We start from the raw sequence: 18,393 nt of genomic DNA, 5'->3' as shown, positions 1-18,393 counted from the left end.
GAAGGGAGGTTACCCCCCTCCCTAACCCTCCCCCCCAAGGGGGGAGGGAACAAGAAGGTCTCGCAAAGCCTCGACCGGGCCGAAGAATTACGACGACTGACATCCCCAGAGCTTCGCCCCCCATGAGCAGCAACCACGACGCCGTTAAGAAGTACCAGCAAGTCGCCGACCAGTCCCGCCGGGACGAGTTAATCATCTCGCACCTGCCGCTGGTCAAGCACGTCATCGGCCGGCTCGTCGGCGAGCTGCCGCCGGGCGTGGACGTGGAAAACCTCGAGTCCGCCGGCGTCCTCGGCCTCGTCGAGGCGGCCGGGAAGTTCGACCCGACTCGCAACGCGCAGTTCAAGACGTTCGCGTACCTCCGCATCCGCGGCGCGATCTACGACGAACTCCGCCGCAACAGCCCGCTCCCGCAGCACATGCTCGAGCGCGTCTCGCTCGTGCGGAAGGCGCAGCGGTCCCTGCCCGCGCCCGTCACCATTGAGGCGCTGTCCGCCGCGACCGGGATGAGCATCGACGACGTGACCGACACGCTCGCCGCGGACCGGTTCGTGAAAATGGTGTCGTGGGAACAAACCGCTCAGCCGAACGGGTTGGGGCCGGTCGAGACGATGGCCCCGCCGGAGGCGGAGGTCGAGCGGTGGGAGGCGGTGCAGCACCTGACCGAAGCCATCGAGAACCTGCCGGAGAAGGAGCGGGTCGCGGTGACGCTGTACTACCGCGAGGAGCTGCGGCTGCGGGAGATCAGCCTGGTCATGAAGCTGTCGCCGTCGCGGATCAGCCGGCTCATCACGCGGGCGCTGTTCGACCTGGGCGAAGTGCTGCGGGCGCGGTCGGTCGTCCGCGACGGGTCGTATGCCGGGGTGTAGCGTCTTGTAGGGCGGGTCAAGGCTTTGCGCCGACCCGCCGTCGCGATCCCAGCCGTTCGGCGATCCTCCGCGTGGTTGCGGCCCCGGCGGGTCGGCGCAAAGCCTTGACCCGCCCTACAACGTAGCCGCTGCCCGATGAAGTCCCTCCCACTCACCTCTCTCCCCTAATCCTCCCCCACGCCCCGGCAAGCTGCGGCGACTCTGCCGGGTTCGCGGATTCTCGCGGCCGTATCGCTCAAGATGGTTGCGCCGAACGGACGATGTGTGACGTGTACGCGGGTCGGCCGACCGCCGCCCGCGGGGACACTCCGTCAGGACATCCGGCACGAACGCCGTCGGTTCGGCCGTCGCTCGGGGGCAGGGTTATGCGGACATCCATCCGACGCTGGCTGGCATCCGTGGGGATCGCGGTCGGGGCCGGCCTCTCCGGCGTCCACGCCCAGACCCCGCCCAAGCCGATGCCGGCGGCCCAGAAGGGCGCGGAAGAGATCAAGCCGACCATCACGCCGAAGTCGAACGCGGAACTGCTCCCGCCGATCATCCCGCTGACCGAGCCGGTCGGCGTGCCGGCGACGCCGTGCGACACCTGCCCGGACGTGAACCCGAACTGCGCCGACCCCGGCTGCGCCGGGGCGCTCATCCCCGGCCCGAAGGAGGCGGTGTGGATGAGCTACACGCAGCTGCTCCTCTGGTTCCAGCCGGCCCGGTCGCCGTTCCCGCTCGCCGTCGGCGGGCCGGTCGGCGTCCCCGCGACGGTCCTGCTCGACGGCGAGCGGGAGCTGGGCAAGTTCATGGCGTACAAGATCGACGGCGGCATGTGGACGAACAAGGACCACACCGTCGGCGTCGGGTTCGACGGGTTCATCACCGAGCACCGGTCGAACTTCCTGACCGTCGCCGGCGGGCCGGGCGGGAACTCGATCCGCCGGCCGTTCTTCGACGTGGTCACCGGCCAGCAGACGTTCCTGTTCGTGGCGAACGCCGACCCGGCGGCCGGGGACGTGTTCGTCGGCGAGGCGGCGACGACCGTGACCGCCCGGCTCGCGAGCGCCGGCGCGCACCTCCGGCGGAACCTGCGGTACGACGACAAGTACCAGTTCGACCTGTTCGCCGGGTTCCGGTACTACGACCTCGACGAGTCGCTGGTCGTGTTCCAGCGGACGGTCAGCCCGTTCGCGATCCCGGCCGTCGGCGTCGCGCCCGGCGGCGTGGTCCAGCTCCGCGACCGCGCCTACACCCGCAACCAGTTCTACGGCGGCGAACTCGGCGGCCGGTTCGAGGTCAAGCACGGCATGACGTTCGTGGCCCTGACCCCGAAGGTGGCGTTCGGGTCGATCCACCAAATCACGCAGATCAGCGGCGAGACCCGCGGCACCTCGACGCAGCCGGGGGCGCTCTTGGCCGCCGGCGACGGGGCGAACGGCAACCTCGGCCGGCACGTCGTCAACCGGTTCGGGCTGGCCACGGACATCGGCCTGCAGGCCGGCGTCGCGCTGACGAAGAACTCGCGGATCGCGGTCGGCTACCAGTTCTACTACCTGAACAACGTGGCCCGGCCGGGCAACCAGTTCGACCAGACGCTGAACCCGCGGAACGTGCCGGTCAGCCCGTCGTTCGGGTCGCTCACCGGCGTCGCCGCCCCGCGGGTGACGTTCGACCGCGAGGGGTTCTTCGCCCACGGGGCGGCGATCACGATGGAAGCCCGGTACTAAGCGTTGCGGGAATCACCGGCCCACCCGTCGAAGCGACGGGTGGGCTTTTTTGTTTCGGACGGGGGCGCGGGTGCGGTAGAAAAGGCTTCTCTCCCCGAGGGCCGATCATGTTCCGCGCCGCGCTGATTATTCTGTTGTTCAGCATTAACTTCGTCTCCGCCGCGCCGCCCGGCGTGGTCGTCGCGCACTCGCCGGCGAAGTCCAAGCAGTACGTCGGGTCGCCGTCGATCGCGGTGCTGCCGACCGGCGAGTACGTGGCATCGCACGACCTGTTCATGACCGGGGACAACGGCGACCGCACGTTCGTGTACGCCTCCGCGGACAAGGGGAAGACGTGGGCGAAGCGGGCCGAGGTCGTCGGCCAGTGGTGGGGCACGCTGTTCGTCCACAAGGGCGATCTGTACCTGATGGGCGTGTCGAAGGCCCGCGGGTTCTGCACCATCCGCCGCTCGACCGACGGCGGCCGGACGTGGACGGAGCCGAAGGACGCGCGGACCGGCCTCTTGCACGCGGACGGGATGTACCACTGCGCCCCGGTCCCGGTGCTGGTTCACAACGGCCGGCTGTGGCGGGCGATGGAGGAGGCCAACCCGACGAACGGCGGCAAGGGCTGGGACCGGAAGTTCCGCGCGATGATGATGTCCGCCCCCGAGGACGCCGACCTGCTCGCGGCGGCCAGCTGGACGACGAGCAACAAGCTGACGGCCGACTACTCGTGGTTCGACCGCAAGTTCGGCGGCTGGCTCGAGGGCAACGCCGTGGCGACGCCGGCCGGCGAGGTCGTGAACGTCCTCCGCGTGCAGCAGCCGAACTACCCGGAGAAGGCGGCCGTGGTGCGAGTCTCAGCCGACGGCAAGGCGGTGACGTTCGACCCGGCGAAGGACTTCATCGACTTCCCTGGCGGCGGGAAGAAGTTCACGATTCGATACGACCCGGGGAGCAAAAATTACTGGACGCTGGCGAACCACGTTCCGAGGGAGTTCGAGGGGCCGAACGCCGCGAGCCGCCGGAACACGCTGGCCCTGTGCTCCTCGCCCGACCTACGGGCGTGGGACGTGAAGCGGGTGGTGATCCGGCACGCGGACGTGAAGCTGCACGGGTTCCAGTACGCGGACTGGCAGTTCGACGGCGACGACCTGATCGCGGCCGTGCGGACGGCGTTCGAGGAACCGAACGGCACGCCGCCGCACAACGCCCACGACGCGAACTACCTGACGTTCCACCGGGTGGCAGGGTTTCGGAAGTGAGCCTCGTTAAGGGACTTCCCAATCGACGAGCTTCAGGCCGGGGACGCGGGAGAACTCGGCCGTGTTGTGCGTGACGAGCGTGAGGGCGTTGACCAGCGCGATGGCGGCGATCATGACATCGTACTGCCCGATCATCAACCCACGACGTTCCAGGTCATAACGAACCTCGGCGAACTTGTCGGCAGCGGGAAAGTCGAACATCAAGCGCGGGTACGGGGTCAAGAACTGATCGACCTTTATCCGCTCCGCGGACGGATTCTTGGCTCGCGACGTACCGTAGTAAAGTTCACCGGCCACGACCGAGCAGATCACGAGATCCGTCGTCGGGTGGGAAGAAACGTGCGTCCGGACGTGGACGTTCTTCCCCCGCAAGTATTGGATGCACACGTTCGTGTCGAGAAGATACTTCAATCGAGGGCCTCCCGAACCTGCGGCTCCCCTTGCGGGTATCGTTTGAACGCCTCGTCCTGAATCGACCCGTAAGTCGCTTCAAAGTAGCCCGGCGGCCAACCGAGTTCTTCGGGCGTGAGCTTCCGCTCGATCCCATTCGTCGCGACCTTCGGTTGCACGACGACGGCGACCTCGAATTCCGTGTCGGCTTCGGCCGGGATGTGGAGATGGAGCTGCCCGTCGCTCGCGGACCGGGCCGTCAGGTGAAGAATTCGCATGTACCCCTCCCGTTACTCGGACGGTCTAAAAACATCGTAGGTTCGCGGCGGCCGGTCTTTCATTCCGCGTCGCGGTCGCCGATAATCATTTCACCCACCCCGCCGCACGTTGCCATCATACCAGGACGCCTCCGATGCTCGACGTTTCCCTCGGCTCGTCCCGCCGCGACTTCCTCCGGGTCGGCGGCCTCGGCGTCGCCGGGCTGTCGCTCGCGTCCGTGCTGAAGGCCGAGGCCGCCGCCAAGCGGAAGGGGGCACGGGCGAAGTCCGTCGTCCTCGTCTTCCTCGGCGGCGGCTTGTCCCACCACGACACGTTCGACACGAAGCCGGACGCGCCGGAAGAAATCCGCGGGAAGTACAAGCCGATCGACACCGTCGTCCCGGGCCTCCGCGTCGGCGAGAAGCTGCCGCTCGTCGCGAAGGTCACGGACAAGGTCGCGCTCGTCCGGTCCGGGGCGCACAACAACGACCACCACGAGACGGCCACGAACTGGGTGCTCTCCGGGCGGTTCGGCACGCCGTTCGGCGACTACCCGGCGATCGGCGCGGTCGCGGCCCACGAGTTCGGGTTCAGCGGGACGCTGCCGCCCTACGTGGCCGTGCCGCGGAACCCGTCGTTCACCTGGGAACTCGGGAAGAGTGCGTTCCTCGGCGGGCGGTACGAGTCGTTCAAGGCCGGCGACCCGAACGCGGCGAACTACCGGGTCGAGGACGTGGCCCCGCCGCCGTCGCTGACGATGAAGCAGGTCGAGCGGCGCGAGACGCTGCTGAAGGCGGTGGACGGCCTCGCGAAGAAGGTGCAGGGGAACGACCAGATCGCGACCTACGACGAGTTCCACCAGCGGGCGGCGGCGATGCTGCTGTCGCCGGAGGCGAAGCGGGCGTTCGACATCGCCGGCGAGTCCGACAAGCTCCGCGACCGGTACGGCCGCACGACGGCCGGGCAGTCGCTGCTGCTCGCGCGGCGGCTCGTCGAGGCGGGCGTGCGGTTCGTGACCGTCAACTACGCGGGGTGGGACCACCACGCGAAGATTTTCGAGAGCCTGGACAAGAAACTGCCGGAGTTCGACCGCGGCATTTCCGCGCTGGTTGAGGACACGACGGCGCGGGGGACGACGGCGGACACGCTGTTCGTGGTGATGGGCGAGTTCGGGCGGACGCCGAAGGTCAACAAGGACGCCGGCCGCGACCACTGGGGCCAGGCGGCGTCCATGCTCTGGTGGGGGGCCGGCGTGAAGCCGGGGTTCGTCCTCGGCAAGACGGACAAGCACGGGGCGTACACGACGCAGCGGCCGGTGTCGCCGGCGGACGTGGCGTACACGATTCTCGACGCGCTCGGCCTCGACCCGCGGAAGCAGCTCGTCACGCCGGACGGCCGGCCGATCGAGGTGCTCGACGGCGGGGAAGCTGTGCGGGAGCTGTTCGCGTAGCAATCTTGTAGGGTGGGTCGAGTCTTCGAGGCCCACCGGCGGGACACACCCCTACGCGGTGGGCCGCGAAGACTCGGCACCACCCTACGGGATCGGTAAACTTTACCGATCCGGCAAACTCGCCGGATTCCAGCGCAAGCCGCCACGCCCACTTCCGTCAAGTGTAATCGCTTCCCCGCGCGCCACTTTTCGCCCGATCCGATTGACACGCCCACCCCAGATGGTATCCTCCCGCCCGCAGATCGGCACGCATTGCTAACTCTTGGTTGTCCGGTTCGCCGATCGCGCGCCCAAGGAAGGGTCCGCACATGCCGACGTCCCACACGCCGCCGCGGTCGTTGTCGCTGGAAGCGTTGGAAGGGCGGGAGATGCCGGCCGTGGGCGAGTGGCTCGTCGAGCCGTTCCTCCGCGGCCCGGTCAACAACCTGCCGAGCGGCTGGGGGCAGTGGAGCAACGACGGGTCGCGGGTGTTCCAGGTGGACCCCGCGGCCGCCGGGCACGGGGACTCCGGCCGGCTCGTGGCCGCCGGCCGGTCCAGCACCGCCGGCCGGGCGTGGGTCACGTCCTCGTACTCCGTCAACGTCGAAACGTCCGCGTCCGTCTTCCTCAACTCGACCGCCCCGATCCAACTGTTCGTCCGCGGGCAGAACCTCAACGGCACGGCCCCGACGTACTACGCCGCGTCCGTCGTCCGCGGCGGCGAGGTGCAACTGCTGAAGGTCGTGAACGGGCAAACCACCGTCCTCGGCACGGTCCGGTCCGCCGAATGGATGAGCAACCGGTGGGTGACGGTCAGCATCCTGGCGGCGGACGACGTGATCCAGGTCCGCGTCCACCGCGGGGACACGAACCAGTACCTCGCGCCGACCGGCCAGTGGACCCGGCAGCCGGTCGCGGCCGTCGAGAAGAAGGACGCGGCCATCAAGGGGAGCGGGTACGTCGGGTTCTCCCGGTACGCCACGTCCGCCGACCCGGTCGCGCTCGACAGCCTGCGGATCGGGCCGTCCGGCGTGCCGACCCGGAACACGCTGTACGAGGACCGGTTCGCCGACGGGAAGGCGACCGGGCTGCCGACCGGGTGGGCCTCCTACGCGTCCGCCGGGGCCGGGCTGAACGTCCGGACGGAGACGGACGAGACGCTCCGGGTCGACGCCCGGAGCAACGCCGTCGCCCGCGCCTGGCTGAACCGCGTCCTGCCGGCGGACGTGCAAATCTCGTCGTCGATCTACGTCGATTCGCTCACCCCGGCCGGCCTCATCGCCCGCGGCACGAGCCTGCACACGGCGACACCGACGTACTACGCGCTCGAGGTCAAGCGGGGGCTGGAGGCCAGCCTCGTCGCCGTCGTGAACGGCCGGGAGACGGTCCTCGGCACGGTGAAGTCCCGCGACTACGTCAGCGGGCTGTGGGTGCAGGCGTCGATCACGGTGAAGGGGTCCGCGGTGCGGGCGCAAGTCTTCCGGTCGGACACCGGCCAGTACCTGAACGCGGACGGGACGTGGGGACTGAACCCGACGTGGGCGCTGGTGCGGACGAACACGGCCATCCGCGGCGGGGAGCGGGCCGGCCTGCTCCGGGACGGCGGCCCGGCCGGCGAGCTGATGTTCGACAACTTCATCACCACCGCCGCCCCGGTCAACCTGACGAAGCCGGGGATCATCCCGACGGAGGAGGACAAGACCGGCACGCCGATCGTGAAGCCGCCGGAGTACACGCCGCCGCCGCCGGTCCCGCCGCGGGTTCCCCCGGTCGTCCCGCCGGTCGTGCCGCCCACGGTCCCGCCGCCGGTCGTGGTCCCGCCGGTCGTCGTGCCGCCGACGGTCCCGCCGGCGTCGCCGCCGGCGCTGCCGCCGGTCGTGTCGAACCCGGCGCTGCCGGCCGTGCCGCGGAACTTCTCGCACATCCGGGTCGCGAACCTCGCGTACTACGGCACGCCGTTCGGCAGCTTCGAGACGGACCTGCTCAAGAACGGCGTGGACCTCGTCATCCCGAACACGGCCTACCTGAACACGATCAACCAGGCGTCGCCGACGACGCCGCAGTTCATCTACACGAACGTCACGAACATCTACCTCGGCGTGTACACCGACTGGCTGGAGTACGCCGACCGCAACCGGCTGAACCGGGAGAGCGCGTTCTACCACGTCTCGCGGGAAACGTCGTTCATCGGGCTGAGCGCGTCGGCCGTGCCGGTGGACAAGTTCTGGTCCGTCCAGTCCGGCAACGGGACCGCTTGGACGAACGTGACGAGCAGCGCCCAGCAGCGGAACGTGCCGTTCGCGATGGCCGGCGTCAACCAGTCGGTGGCGTTCGGCTACCCGGAGAAGTTCCGCGAGCTGAACTTCGACCTGAACACGCCGGCCGGCTCGACGTGGGCCGGGAAGCTGGAGTACGTGGCGGCCGTCGATTCCAGCGGCAAGCCGACGAAGTGGAACACGTTGACCGTCACGAGCGACTCGACGACCGGGTTCAAGCGGGACGGCAAGATCACGTTCGACCCGCCGAAGGACTGGGTGGCGGCGAGCGTCAACGGGTCGGCCCGGCTGTTCTACGCCCGCGTGCTGACGACGGGGGCCGGCACGCCGCCGGCGGTGAACACGGCCACCGGCCGGGACTACACGAACTTCCGCGGGGCGCAGCTCGGCGGCACGATCCCGGCGTTCGACAGTTCCGCGGACAAGGACGGCGACGGCTACCTGAACGACCGCGAGTGGGCGACCCGCAAGGCCGGGCACAACGCCCGGTTCCTGTACGAGAGCCGGCTGTTCTACCCGACCTACGGCCCGAACCGGTTCGCCACGAACGTCGGGAACGCGGCGTTCCAGGCGTGGGCGGTCGATTACCACATCCGCGCGTTGAAGGCCGAGCCGCTCGCCGACGGGTTCTTCGTGGACAACTCGACCGGCAAGATCGCCGTGGACCCGACCGGCATCAAGGAAGTCTTCTCGAACTACGCGGCCGACCACGGCAAGCTGCTCGGCGAGATCAACAAGCGGCTGGGCAGCGGGAAGTGGATCATCGCGAACACGGCCGGGGCGGGGACGACGGCCGAGCCGATCGCCCGCAACGGCGTGTCGATGCTGGAGGAGTTCGCGCTGCGGCCGCTGACCGCCAACCACGTCCAGGTGGACGACCTGGCGGCGACGCTGAAGTACCGCCGCGAGCTGGCCGGCGGGAAGGCGTATGAGATTTTGGACAGCCTGCCGCAGGGGATCGACGCGGCCGACCCGCGGGTCCAGACGACGACGCTGGCCATGTACTACATCGTGGCCGACCCGAACACGTCGTTCCTGATGATGAACGGCGGCAACGAGCCGGCGAGCGGGTGGAAGCGGCACTGGACGGACGCGATTAAGTTTAACGTCGGCCGGCCGACCGGCGACCATCGGGTGTGGGCCGAGGGCCAGGACCCGGCGAACCGGAACCTGACGTACAAGGTCTACCGCCGGGACTACCAGAACGCGATGGTGCTGTATAAGCCGCTGGCGTACACCCGCGGGGTGAACGGGACTACGGCGAACAACACGGCGACGACGCACACCCTCGGCGGCAACTACCGGGTGGTGAACGCGAACGGCACGCTCGGCCCGGTGGTAAACAAGATTACCCTCCGCAACGGCGAGGGCGTCGTCCTGGCGAAGGCGTAAGTTTTGTAGGGCGGGTCAAGGCTTTGCGCCGACCCGCCGGGGGGACCGCGACCACATCGAAGAGACGCCGAGCGGCTTGGCGGCGCGGCGGGTCGGCGCAAAGCCTTGACCCGCCCTACAAGTCATTCCCTTCGGTCCCGTCGCCGGTTAAGCTAGTCCCATCCCGCCGACGTGCCCGTCCGCCGAGGTCGCCGCGTGACCCGACTCTCCCTCCTCGCGCTCTGCGCCCTCGCCGCGCCCGTCGCGGCCGCCCCGCCGGACTTCGCGACGGCCGTGAAGCCGATCTTCCAGCGGGCGTGCGTCTCCTGCCACGGCGAGGCGAAGCAGAAGGGCGGCCTCCGCCTCGACCGCAAGGCCGACGCCCTCAAGGGCGGCGACGCCGGGGCCGCGATCCTTCCGAAGAAAGCCGCCGACAGCCCGCTCGTCCGGCGCGTGACCGGGGCCGACCCGGACACGGTCATGCCGCCGAAGGGCGAGAAGCTGTCCGCCGCGGAGGTCGCGACCCTCCGCGCGTGGATCGACGCCGGGGCCGCGTGGCCGGACGACGGGTCGGCCGCCGCGGACCCGCGGGACTGGTGGTCGCTGCGGCCTCTCGAGGGGTCAGGGGTCAGGGGTCAGGAGTCAGGAAAGACCATCGACGGCTTTATCCTCGCGAAGCTGACGGAGAAGGGGTTGAAGCCTTCGCCCGAAGCGGACAAGCGGACGCTGATCCGGCGGTTGTCGTTCGACATCACCGGGCTGCCGCCGACGCCGGAGGAGATCGACGCCTTCCTGAGCGACGATTCGGCGAACGCTTACGAGAAGCTCGTAGACCGGCTGCTCGCGTCGCCGCGGTACGGGGAACGGTGGGCGCGGCACTGGCTGGACGTGGTCCACTTCGGCGAGACGCACGGGTACGACAAGGACCAGCCGCGGCCGAACGCCTGGCCGTACCGCGACTACGTCATCCGCGCGTTCAATTCCGACAAGCCCTACGCCCGGTTCGTGCAGGAGCAGGTCGCCGGCGACGTGCTGTTCCCCGGCACGGCCGACGGCGTCGAGGCGCTCGGGTTCCTGTCCGCCGGGCCGTGGGACTTCATCGGCCACGTCGAGTTGCCGGAGACGAAGATCGACGGCAAGGTCGCCCGCCACCTGGACCGCGACGACTTCGTGTCGAACACCGTCGGCACGTTCCTCAGCCTGACGGCCCACTGCGCCCAGTGCCACAACCACAAGTTCGACCCGATCCCGCAGGACGAGTATTACGCGCTGCAGGCCGTGTTCGCGGCGATTGATCGCGCCGACCGCCGGTACGACGCCGACCCGAAAGTCGCGGCGAAGCGGGCCGCGGCCGTCGCGGTCGGGGCCGTGGCGGGCGGGGCCGCCGCGGACCGGGAGGTGCAGAAGCTGCCGCCGCAACGGGTCGCCTACGTCGGCACGGCGTTCGCCGGCGGCGGGAACTTCGCCGGCACGGGCGGCAAGCCGCGCGACATCCGCGTCCTGCCCCGCGGCGACATCACGAAGCCCGGCAAGGCCGTGGCCCCCGGCGCGATCGCGGCCCTCGGCGTGCCGTTCGCCGTCGATCCCGCCGCCCCCGAGGGCGACCGCCGCGCCGCGCTCGCGAGGTGGCTGACGCACACGGACAACCCGCTCGTGTGGCGGAGCATCGTCAACCGCGTGTGGCAGTACCACTTCGGCCGAGGCCTCGTGGACACGCCGAACGACTTCGGCAAGATGGGCCAACACCCGACGCACCCCGAACTGCTCGACTGGCTCGCCGTCGAGTTCCGAAACGGCGGCGGCTCGTTCAAGAAGCTGCACAAGCTCATCGTGATGTCGAAGACGTACCGGCAGGCGTCTTCCGTTCCGAGTTCCGACCTCCGCGTTCCGAGTTCGGCGGACGCGGACAACCGCTACCTCTGGCGGCAGAACCGCCGCAAGCTCGAAGCGGAAGCGGTTCGCGACAGTATTCTGTTCGCGGCCGGGAAGCTCGACCTGACGGCGGGCGGGCCGAGCTTCCAGGACTTCGTCGTCGAGAAGCCGGAGCACTCGCCGCACTACCAGTACCACCTCCACGACCCGGACGACCCGAAGGCGCACCGGCGGGCCGTGTACCGGTTCACGGTGCGGTCGAAGCAGCAGCCGTTCATGGCGTCGTTCGACTGCGCCGACCCGTCGCTGGCCGTCGAGAAGCGGAACCAGACGCTCACCCCGCAGCAGGCGCTGGCGCTCTTGAACAACAAGCTGACGCTCGCGATGGCGAAGCACTTCGCCGCCCGCGTCGAGAAGCTGTCGGACGAGTTGCCGGGGCGGGTGGCGGCCGCGTTCCGCCTGGCGCTCGGCCGCGACCCGACGGCGGCGGAGCACGAGGAGTTGACGCAGTATGCGACGGACCACGGGCTGGCGAACGCCTGCCGCGTGATCCTGAACCTCAATGAATTCGTGTTCGTGGACTGACCTCATGCCATCCGACACCGCGAGCGTTTCCTTCGCCCTGACGTGGGAGGGGATGACGCTCGAAGCGACCATCGACGTGCCGGCCGCCGTCGTCCCGACGCGGCGGATGCTGCCCATCGTCCAGGAATTCACGAGCGCCGTCGTCGGCATGGGCGAGAGCTACGTCGAGCAGCGCGGGAAGGCGATCTCCTGCCGGGCCGGGTGCGGGGCGTGCTGCCGCCAGCTCGTGCCGGTCGCGGAGACGGAAGCTCGCCACCTCCGCGACCTCGTCGCCGCGATGCCGGAACCCCGCCGCACGGCCGTCCGCGACCGGTTCGCCGACGCGGAAACGAGGCTCGCCGCCGCCGGGATGCTCGCCCGGCTCCGCGACCCGGCCGGGGCGCTGGCCACGCCGGAAATCGGCATCGAGTTCTTCCGCCTCGGCATCCCGTGCCCGTTCCTGGAGGCGGAGAGCTGCTCGATCCACCCGGACCGGCCGCTGTCCTGCCGCGAGTACCTCGTCACGTCCCCGGCCGAGAACTGCGGCGACCCGGAGGGCCGGCCCATCGACCAGGTGCCCACGCCGGGGTTCGCCATGACCTCGCTCGCCACGCTCGACGGCCCGACCGCCACCGGAACCGGGGTCCGCTGGGTTCCGCTCGTCCTGTCGCTGAGCTGGGCCGACGCGAACCCCGAGCCGCCCGCGGCCGAGACGGGCGCGGAGCAGTTCAACAAGTTCCTGAAAACATTCACCGCGCTCAAGAAGGAGCGGCCGCCGGTGGACGTGGTCCCGCCGAGGCCGGAGACGACGCCATGAACCGCCGCGACTTCCTCTTCCACTCCGGCGGCGGCCTCGGCGGGATCGCCCTCGCGCAACTGCTCGGCTGCGCCGCCACGCACCACCCGGCGAAGGCGAAGCGGGTCGTGCAGCTCTTCATGGCCGGCGGCGCGAGCCACGTCGATCTGTTCGACTACAAGCCAGAACTCGTGAAGCGGCACGGCCAGGAGGCGAACTTCGGCGAGCACGTCGAGGCGTTCCAGAACGGCCTCGGCCCGTGGCTGCGGCCGGTCTGGGACTTCAAACCCTGCGGCCAATCGAAGCGGATGCTGAGCGAGGTCGTCGCCCCGCTCGGCGCGGTCGCGGACGAACTGGCGTTCGTCCACAACATGGTCGGCAAGACCGGCGTTCACAGCCAGGGGACGCTATTGCAAACGACCGGGTTCAACCGCCCCGGCTTCCCCGGCATGGGCTGTTGGGTCAGCTACGGCCTCGGCAGCCTGAACGAGAACCTGCCGACGTTCGTGGTCCTCCCGGACCACCGCGGCCTCGCGTCCAACGGCACCAAGAACTGGGACAGCGCGTTCCTCCCGGCCCAGTACCAGGGGACGGTCATCTATCCGGGAACGAAGACGCCGATCGAAGACTTGTTCGCCGACGACCGGGCGAAGTTCGTCACCCCGGCCGGCGACAAGGCCGCGCACGACGTGCTGGCGAAGCTGAACCGCACGCACGCCACCACGCGCGATGGCGACGAGCGGCTGGAGGCCCGCATCAAGAGCTACGAACTCGCGGCGAAGATGCAGCTCGCCGCCCCGGAGGCGCTCGACCTTTCCATGGAGACGAAGGAAACGCTCGCGCTCTACGGCCTCGACCACGGCAAGGGCTCCTTCGACAAGGAGATCAACCCCGTCGAGGAGACGGACTACTTCGCCCGCAAGTGCCTCGTCGCCCGGCGGCTGCTGGAGCGCGGGGTGCGGTTCGTGCAGGTCTGGAGCGGCAACGACAACGGGTTCCCCCGCCGCAACTGGGACAGCCACGAGGACGTGAAGCGGGACCACGGCCCGCTCGCGTTCGGCATGGCGAAGGGGGCGGCGGCGCTGATCCAGGACTTGAAGCGGACGGGCTTGCTCGCCGACACGATCGTGCTGTGGACGACGGAGTTCGGCCGGATGCCGAGTTCGCAGGGCGGCAAGGGCCGGGACCACAACCCGTACTGCTTCACGAACTGGCTGTGCGGCGGCGGGATCAAGGGCGGCGCGACGCACGGCCCGAGCGACGACTTCGGGTACAAGCCGGCCGACCGCAAGCGCCCGACCGAGGTGTACGACGTCCACGCGACCGTCCTCCACCTCCTCGGCATCGACCACACGAAGCTGACCGTCCGCCACAACGGCATCGACCGCCGGCTGACGGACGTTCACGGGCATGTGATAACGGAGTTGTTGCGGTGAATCCCACCGTCGGGTACAAACAACTGAGATAGACGGGGAACGGAGTGGGGCATGAACGGCGACTTACTCAAGATGAAGGATGAGTACAATTTTGAGTTGGTCATTGGCTTGGTGAGCGCCGTCGGAACAGCCAACACTCGCGTCATCGACCTTCTCAAGCACTGGCTCGGCAGGGCCGGTTACACGGTTCATGAAGTCAAAATATCTAAAGACGTTATCCCTTCACTCATTCCCGTGTCAGACCAGAACAGCGACCCGTACAAGCGGCTGAACGACTTGATGGATGCGGGGAACCGGGCGCGTGAGGCGAGCGACAAGAATGCTGTACTGGCGTGGGGTGCCGCGACCGTTGTTTTCGCCAAGCGTCCGAAGGAAGAGAACTCCCCGCGCCCGGCCGCCAAAACGGCGTACATCATCGACTCCTTGAAACGGCCCGAAGAGGTGTCGGAACTCCGACTGATCTATCCCGCAGGATTCGTTCTTGTCGGCATTCACGAAGACGCCGCCCGCCGAAAAACCAACTTGGTGACCGGGCGAGGCATGACTCCGGAGAATGCGGACAAGCTCATGCAGCGTGACGCGGACGAGAGCGCTGTCCCGTTCGGCCAACGCGTCAACAAGACTTTTCACATGGCCGACTTTTTCGTCAAGATTTCCCAAGGCCATGACCAACTGGACTCGGACGTGAAGCGGATGGCTTCACTTTGGTTCGGCGATCCGTTTATCACTCCCACGTTCGACGAACACGCCATGTTCATGGCGTTCGCCGCGGCCTTGCGTTCCGCGGACATGTCGCGGCAAGTGGGAGCAGTCGTGACGAAGGATTCTCAGATTCTGGCGACCGGGGCAAACGATTGCCCACGGGCAGGCGGTGGACTTTACTGGCCTGTTCGAAACCCGGAAACGCACTGTATCGAAGACCGACTCAGAGGCCGAGACTTCATGCGAGACGTTGATTCGAACCGTGCCGAACAAGTCGAGATCGTCAATCGTCTCGTGTCCGAGGGGACGAAAGCGGAATACGGGTTCGATCCGCAAAAACTCAGATCGCTGCTTGAAAACAGCCGGTTACGAGACTTGACCGAATACGGCCGGGTAGTGCACGCTGAAATGGAAGCCCTGTTGTGTTGCTCCCGGAATGGCCTCTCCACAGTTGGCGCGACGTTGTACTGCACGACTTTCCCCTGCCATAATTGTGCCAAGCACATCATTGCAGCGGGCGTCGAGCGAGTCGTCTATGTCGAACCGTATGCGAAAAGTAAGGCCATCGAGTTCCACGACGACTCGATTGTGCCGGATGGCACAGTTTTTGCGCCCACAGATGAGCGAGTCCAATTCGAAGCGTTCGTTGGAATTGGACCGCGACGGTTTTTCGACCTATTCTCGATGCACTTGGGGTCGAGTTACGAATTGAAGCGGAAGGACGATGCGCCCGGAAAGAAGTCCGACTGGGCCATCGAAAAGTCTCAACTGCGAATCCAGATGAAGCCGACTTCGTACATTGAACTGGAGTCGGATGCGGCGGTACTGTTCGACAAAGTCAAGCAGTCCCTAGAGCAGGTGCAACAATGAGCCGCGAAGAGTTCAACAAGCAACTGGCCTTGGCGGTAAGTTTCAACCAGTCTTTACCTGCTTGGAAGCAGAACATTCTTCTCTCTTGCTCCAGCCCGACAGTGCTTACCCCTCGAATCCCCGTGGACAACTTCCGTACACAGGACCAATCCGACACGTCGTTGAAGTCACAGCAACAGTGATTCCTATTCCAGCGTTTCCGTCGTTCCACCTCGGGGTCAAGACGCGTGACTTGCTGAAAACCGGCCGACCGGTCGCTACCATCTCTGCATGGACACCTGGAACCTCCCCGCCGGCTTCCGGTACGCCGGCGTCGTCAGCGGCCTCCGCAGCGAGCCGAACCGCCGCGACGTGGCCGTCATCGTCTCCGACGCCCCCGCCGCCGCCGCCGGCGTCTTCACCCGGAACCGCGTCTGCGCCGCCCCGGTCACGGTCAGCCGCGAGCGGCTGCCGCGGAAGGACGCGCGGGCAATCGTAATCTGCTCCGGGAACGCGAACGCCTGCACCGGCGAGCAGGGCATGGCCGACGCCAAGCGGATGGCCGAGCTGGTCGCCGCCGACCTCGGCTGCTCGCCGGAACAGGTCCTCGTCGCCAGCACCGGCGTCATCGGCCGACCGCTGCCGATGCCGGTCCTGGAGGCCGGCATCCCGAAGGCCGTGGCCGCGGCGCGGGCCGACGTGAACGCCCTGCTCGACGCCGCCCACGCGATTCTGACGACCGACACGAAGATCAAGATCGCGTCGCGGGCCGTCGAGGGGCACACGATCACCGGGTTCGCGAAGGGGGCCGCGATGATCGGCCCGAACATGGCCACGATGCTCGGCTTTCTGATGACCGACGCGGCCGTGGACCCACACGACCTCCACCAGATTCTGAAAGAAGCCGTCGAGCCGACGTTCAACTGCATCTCCGTGGAAGGGCACACGAGCACCAACGACAGCGTCTTCCTGCTGGCGAACGGCCACGGCCTGCCGCTGCGGGACGACCGGCTCGACACTTTCGCCGACGCGGTGAAGGCCGTGTGCGCCGACCTCGCCCGCAAGATCGCCGAGGACGCGGAGGGGGCGAACCACCTCATCACGATCACCGTCACCGGCACGCACAACGACGCCGACGCCCGGACCGTCGCGAAGGCCGTCGCCGAGAGCGCGCTGGTGAAGACGGCCGTGTTCGGCGCGGACCCGAACTGGGGCCGCATCGTCTCCGCCGCCGGGTACGCCGGCGTGCCGTTCGAGGAGCAAGACCTGTCGCTGAAGGTGGGGCCGCACCACCTGTACGAGCGCGGCCGGCCGCTGCCGTTCGACGCGGCGACGGTGTCCGGGTATTTGAAGCAGAACCGCGAGGTGACGTTCGACCTGACGTTCACCCTCGGCGGCGGCCGCTGCACGTTCTACACCTGCGACCTCACGCACGAGTACGTGACGCTGAACGCGGACTACACAACCTGAAGAATGGCCCGCAGATGACGCCGATAAGAGCGCAGATGAAAACCGGATAAGAATTTTTTCTCTTGGTTTTGATCCTCTTCAGCTGCGTCGAAGTCCGCGTCATCTGCGGGCCATTTTTGAAGTCATGCTCCTCGAACTCCGGAACCTCCGCCGCACGTTCGGCGACTTCGTCGCGCTCGACGGCGTGACGCTGGCGCTGCCGCCCGGCCGCATCGGGCTGCTCGGCCCGAACGGGGCGGGCAAATCGACGCTTCTCAAGATTCTCCTCGGCCTGATCGCCCCCACGTCCGGCGGCGGCCGCGTCCTCGACCAGCAACTCGGCGGTGACCGCGACGCGGCGAACAACTGGCAGCTCCGCCGGCTCATCGGGTTCATGCCGGAGGCCGAGGCGCTCGTGCCGGGGCTGACCGGCATCGAGTACGTCGCCCTCGCCGGCGAACTCTGCGGCATGTCTCGTCGGCAGTCGCAACGGCGGGCGCACGAGGTTCTCAGCTACCTGCAGCTCGAAGAGGCACGCTACCGGCGGGTGGAGGAGTATTCCGCCGGGATGAAGCAGCGGGCGAAGCTGGCCCAGGCGCTGATCCACGACCCGCCGCTGCTGTTGCTCGACGAGCCGACGAGCGGCCTCGACCCGGCCGGCCGCGACGCGATGCTGAAGCTGGTGATGGAACTCGGCCGCGCCCACGGGAAGTCGATCATCCTCTCGACGCACTTGTTGGCGGACGTGCAGGCGGTGTGCGAGCGGGTCGTCATCCTGGCCGGCGGCCGCGTCCGCGGCGTCGGCACGGTGAGCGAGCTGTGCGCCGTCCGCGACGACCGCTTCCGCCTGCGAATCCAGGGCGAGGCGGCGAAGTTCCGCGCCGCGCTGGAGGCGGCCGGCGTGACGATTCTCGCGGACAACGGCCACGGCGAGTGGCGGCTGACCGTGCCGCCGGGCTGGTCGAACGTGCAATTCTTCGAGCTGGCGGGACAGTCTGACGTGGTCGTGCGGGCCGTGCTGCGAGACGACGAGACGCTGGAGGAACTGTTCCTGCGAACGGTCACGGGCTGAACCGCGGGTCGTCCAATGGTTTGGCGTTGTTCCCTCCCCCCTTGGGGGGGAGGGAATAAGATCGTCTCGCAAAGCCTAGACGGATTTCTCCACCGTCACCA

The 18,393-nt window shown here is 68.0% G+C and carries 13 protein-coding genes; 11 read left to right on the top strand and 2 right to left on the bottom strand.

The window, feature by feature from the left end; translation table 11 throughout:
* The first annotated feature begins 122 nt into the window (after window positions 1-122).
* The 3 genes from AC5JJ2_RS23710 to AC5JJ2_RS23700 all read left to right on the top strand — a co-directional run bounded on the left by AC5JJ2_RS23710 (window position 123) and on the right by AC5JJ2_RS23700 (window position 3,828).
* Complete coding sequence (locus tag AC5JJ2_RS23710) at window positions 123-869, top strand: sigma-70 family RNA polymerase sigma factor (protein ID WP_495860519.1); 747 nt, start codon at window positions 123-125, stop codon at window positions 867-869.
* A 365-nt stretch (window positions 870-1,234) separates the two neighbouring features.
* Window positions 1,235-2,581: a BBP7 family outer membrane beta-barrel protein gene (locus AC5JJ2_RS23705; RefSeq protein ID WP_495860518.1), complete on the top strand. Its 1,347-nt coding sequence runs from the start codon at window positions 1,235-1,237 to the stop codon at window positions 2,579-2,581.
* A gap of 107 nt (window positions 2,582-2,688) precedes the next feature.
* Window positions 2,689-3,828, top strand: coding sequence for a sialidase family protein (locus tag AC5JJ2_RS23700; RefSeq protein WP_495860517.1), 1,140 nt, complete (start codon window positions 2,689-2,691; stop codon window positions 3,826-3,828).
* 6 nt (window positions 3,829-3,834) lie between these two features.
* On the opposite strand, the gene AC5JJ2_RS23695 is transcribed toward AC5JJ2_RS23700, so the two are convergent.
* Window positions 3,835-4,239 (bottom strand): type II toxin-antitoxin system VapC family toxin, encoded by a 405-nt coding sequence (locus tag AC5JJ2_RS23695; RefSeq protein ID WP_495860516.1) that lies wholly within the window; start codon window positions 4,237-4,239, stop codon window positions 3,835-3,837.
* Window positions 4,236-4,496, bottom strand: a complete 261-nt coding sequence (locus AC5JJ2_RS23690; RefSeq protein ID WP_495860515.1) for a hypothetical protein — start codon at window positions 4,494-4,496, stop codon at window positions 4,236-4,238. Before AC5JJ2_RS23690 ends, AC5JJ2_RS23695 begins: the two co-directional genes overlap by 4 nt.
* Window positions 4,497-4,630: 134 nt before the next feature.
* Here AC5JJ2_RS23690 and AC5JJ2_RS23685 point away from each other — a divergent pair, with 134 nt between their 5' ends.
* The 8 genes from AC5JJ2_RS23685 (at window position 4,631) to AC5JJ2_RS23650 (ending at window position 18,292) form a co-directional block, all read left to right on the top strand.
* A complete protein-coding gene (locus AC5JJ2_RS23685) occupies window positions 4,631-5,926 on the top strand; it encodes a DUF1501 domain-containing protein (protein ID WP_495860514.1) in 1,296 nt (431 codons plus the stop codon).
* 308 nt (window positions 5,927-6,234) lie between these two features.
* Window positions 6,235-9,573, top strand: coding sequence for a hypothetical protein (locus tag AC5JJ2_RS23680; protein WP_495860513.1), 3,339 nt, complete (start codon window positions 6,235-6,237; stop codon window positions 9,571-9,573).
* A 195-nt stretch (window positions 9,574-9,768) separates the two neighbouring features.
* Window positions 9,769-12,009: a PSD1 and planctomycete cytochrome C domain-containing protein gene (locus tag AC5JJ2_RS23675; protein ID WP_495860512.1), complete on the top strand. Its 2,241-nt coding sequence runs from the start codon at window positions 9,769-9,771 to the stop codon at window positions 12,007-12,009.
* Window positions 12,010-12,013: 4 nt separating this feature from the next.
* The gene (locus AC5JJ2_RS23670) at window positions 12,014-12,805 is read left to right on the top strand and encodes a YkgJ family cysteine cluster protein (protein ID WP_495860511.1); all 792 of its coding nucleotides are present in this window, start codon (window positions 12,014-12,016) and stop codon (window positions 12,803-12,805) included.
* On the top strand, window positions 12,802-14,220 hold the full coding sequence (locus AC5JJ2_RS23665; RefSeq protein ID WP_495860510.1) for a DUF1501 domain-containing protein: 1,419 nt from the start codon (window positions 12,802-12,804) through the stop codon (window positions 14,218-14,220). Before AC5JJ2_RS23670 ends, AC5JJ2_RS23665 begins: the two co-directional genes overlap by 4 nt.
* A gap of 51 nt (window positions 14,221-14,271) precedes the next feature.
* A complete protein-coding gene (locus AC5JJ2_RS23660) occupies window positions 14,272-15,792 on the top strand; it encodes an anti-phage dCTP deaminase (protein ID WP_495860509.1) in 1,521 nt (506 codons plus the stop codon).
* A gap of 270 nt (window positions 15,793-16,062) precedes the next feature.
* A complete protein-coding gene (argJ, locus tag AC5JJ2_RS23655) occupies window positions 16,063-17,241 on the top strand; it encodes a bifunctional glutamate N-acetyltransferase/amino-acid acetyltransferase ArgJ (RefSeq protein WP_495860508.1) in 1,179 nt (392 codons plus the stop codon).
* A 124-nt stretch (window positions 17,242-17,365) separates the two neighbouring features.
* The gene (locus AC5JJ2_RS23650) at window positions 17,366-18,292 is read left to right on the top strand and encodes an ABC transporter ATP-binding protein (RefSeq protein WP_495860507.1); all 927 of its coding nucleotides are present in this window, start codon (window positions 17,366-17,368) and stop codon (window positions 18,290-18,292) included.
* The last annotated feature ends 101 nt before the right edge of the window (window positions 18,293-18,393 follow it).

The sequence above is a fragment of the Limnoglobus sp. genome (genome assembly GCF_059499385.1).
The sequence above is the reverse complement of the archived record's forward strand: the minus strand, read 5'-3'. Positions and strand labels throughout refer to the sequence as shown.

Bases quoted from the DNA above. Each gene is read 5' to 3' on its own strand.
- AC5JJ2_RS23710 (WP_495860519.1), top strand. From the start codon at position 123: ATGAGCAGCAACCACGACGCCGTTAAGAAGTACCAGCAAGTCGCCGAC.
- AC5JJ2_RS23690 (WP_495860515.1), bottom strand. From the start codon at position 4,496: ATGCGAATTCTTCACCTGACGGCCCGGTCCGCGAGCGACGGGCAGCTC.
- AC5JJ2_RS23660 (WP_495860509.1), top strand. From the start codon at position 14,272: ATGAACGGCGACTTACTCAAGATGAAGGATGAGTACAATTTTGAGTTG.
- AC5JJ2_RS23685 (WP_495860514.1), top strand. From the start codon at position 4,631: ATGCTCGACGTTTCCCTCGGCTCGTCCCGCCGCGACTTCCTCCGGGTC.
- AC5JJ2_RS23680 (WP_495860513.1), top strand. From the start codon at position 6,235: ATGCCGACGTCCCACACGCCGCCGCGGTCGTTGTCGCTGGAAGCGTTG.
- AC5JJ2_RS23670 (WP_495860511.1), top strand. From the start codon at position 12,014: ATGCCATCCGACACCGCGAGCGTTTCCTTCGCCCTGACGTGGGAGGGG.
- AC5JJ2_RS23700 (WP_495860517.1), top strand. From the start codon at position 2,689: ATGTTCCGCGCCGCGCTGATTATTCTGTTGTTCAGCATTAACTTCGTC.
- AC5JJ2_RS23650 (WP_495860507.1), top strand. From the start codon at position 17,366: ATGCTCCTCGAACTCCGGAACCTCCGCCGCACGTTCGGCGACTTCGTC.
- AC5JJ2_RS23705 (WP_495860518.1), top strand. From the start codon at position 1,235: ATGCGGACATCCATCCGACGCTGGCTGGCATCCGTGGGGATCGCGGTC.
- AC5JJ2_RS23665 (WP_495860510.1), top strand. From the start codon at position 12,802: ATGAACCGCCGCGACTTCCTCTTCCACTCCGGCGGCGGCCTCGGCGGG.
- argJ (WP_495860508.1), top strand. From the start codon at position 16,063: ATGGACACCTGGAACCTCCCCGCCGGCTTCCGGTACGCCGGCGTCGTC.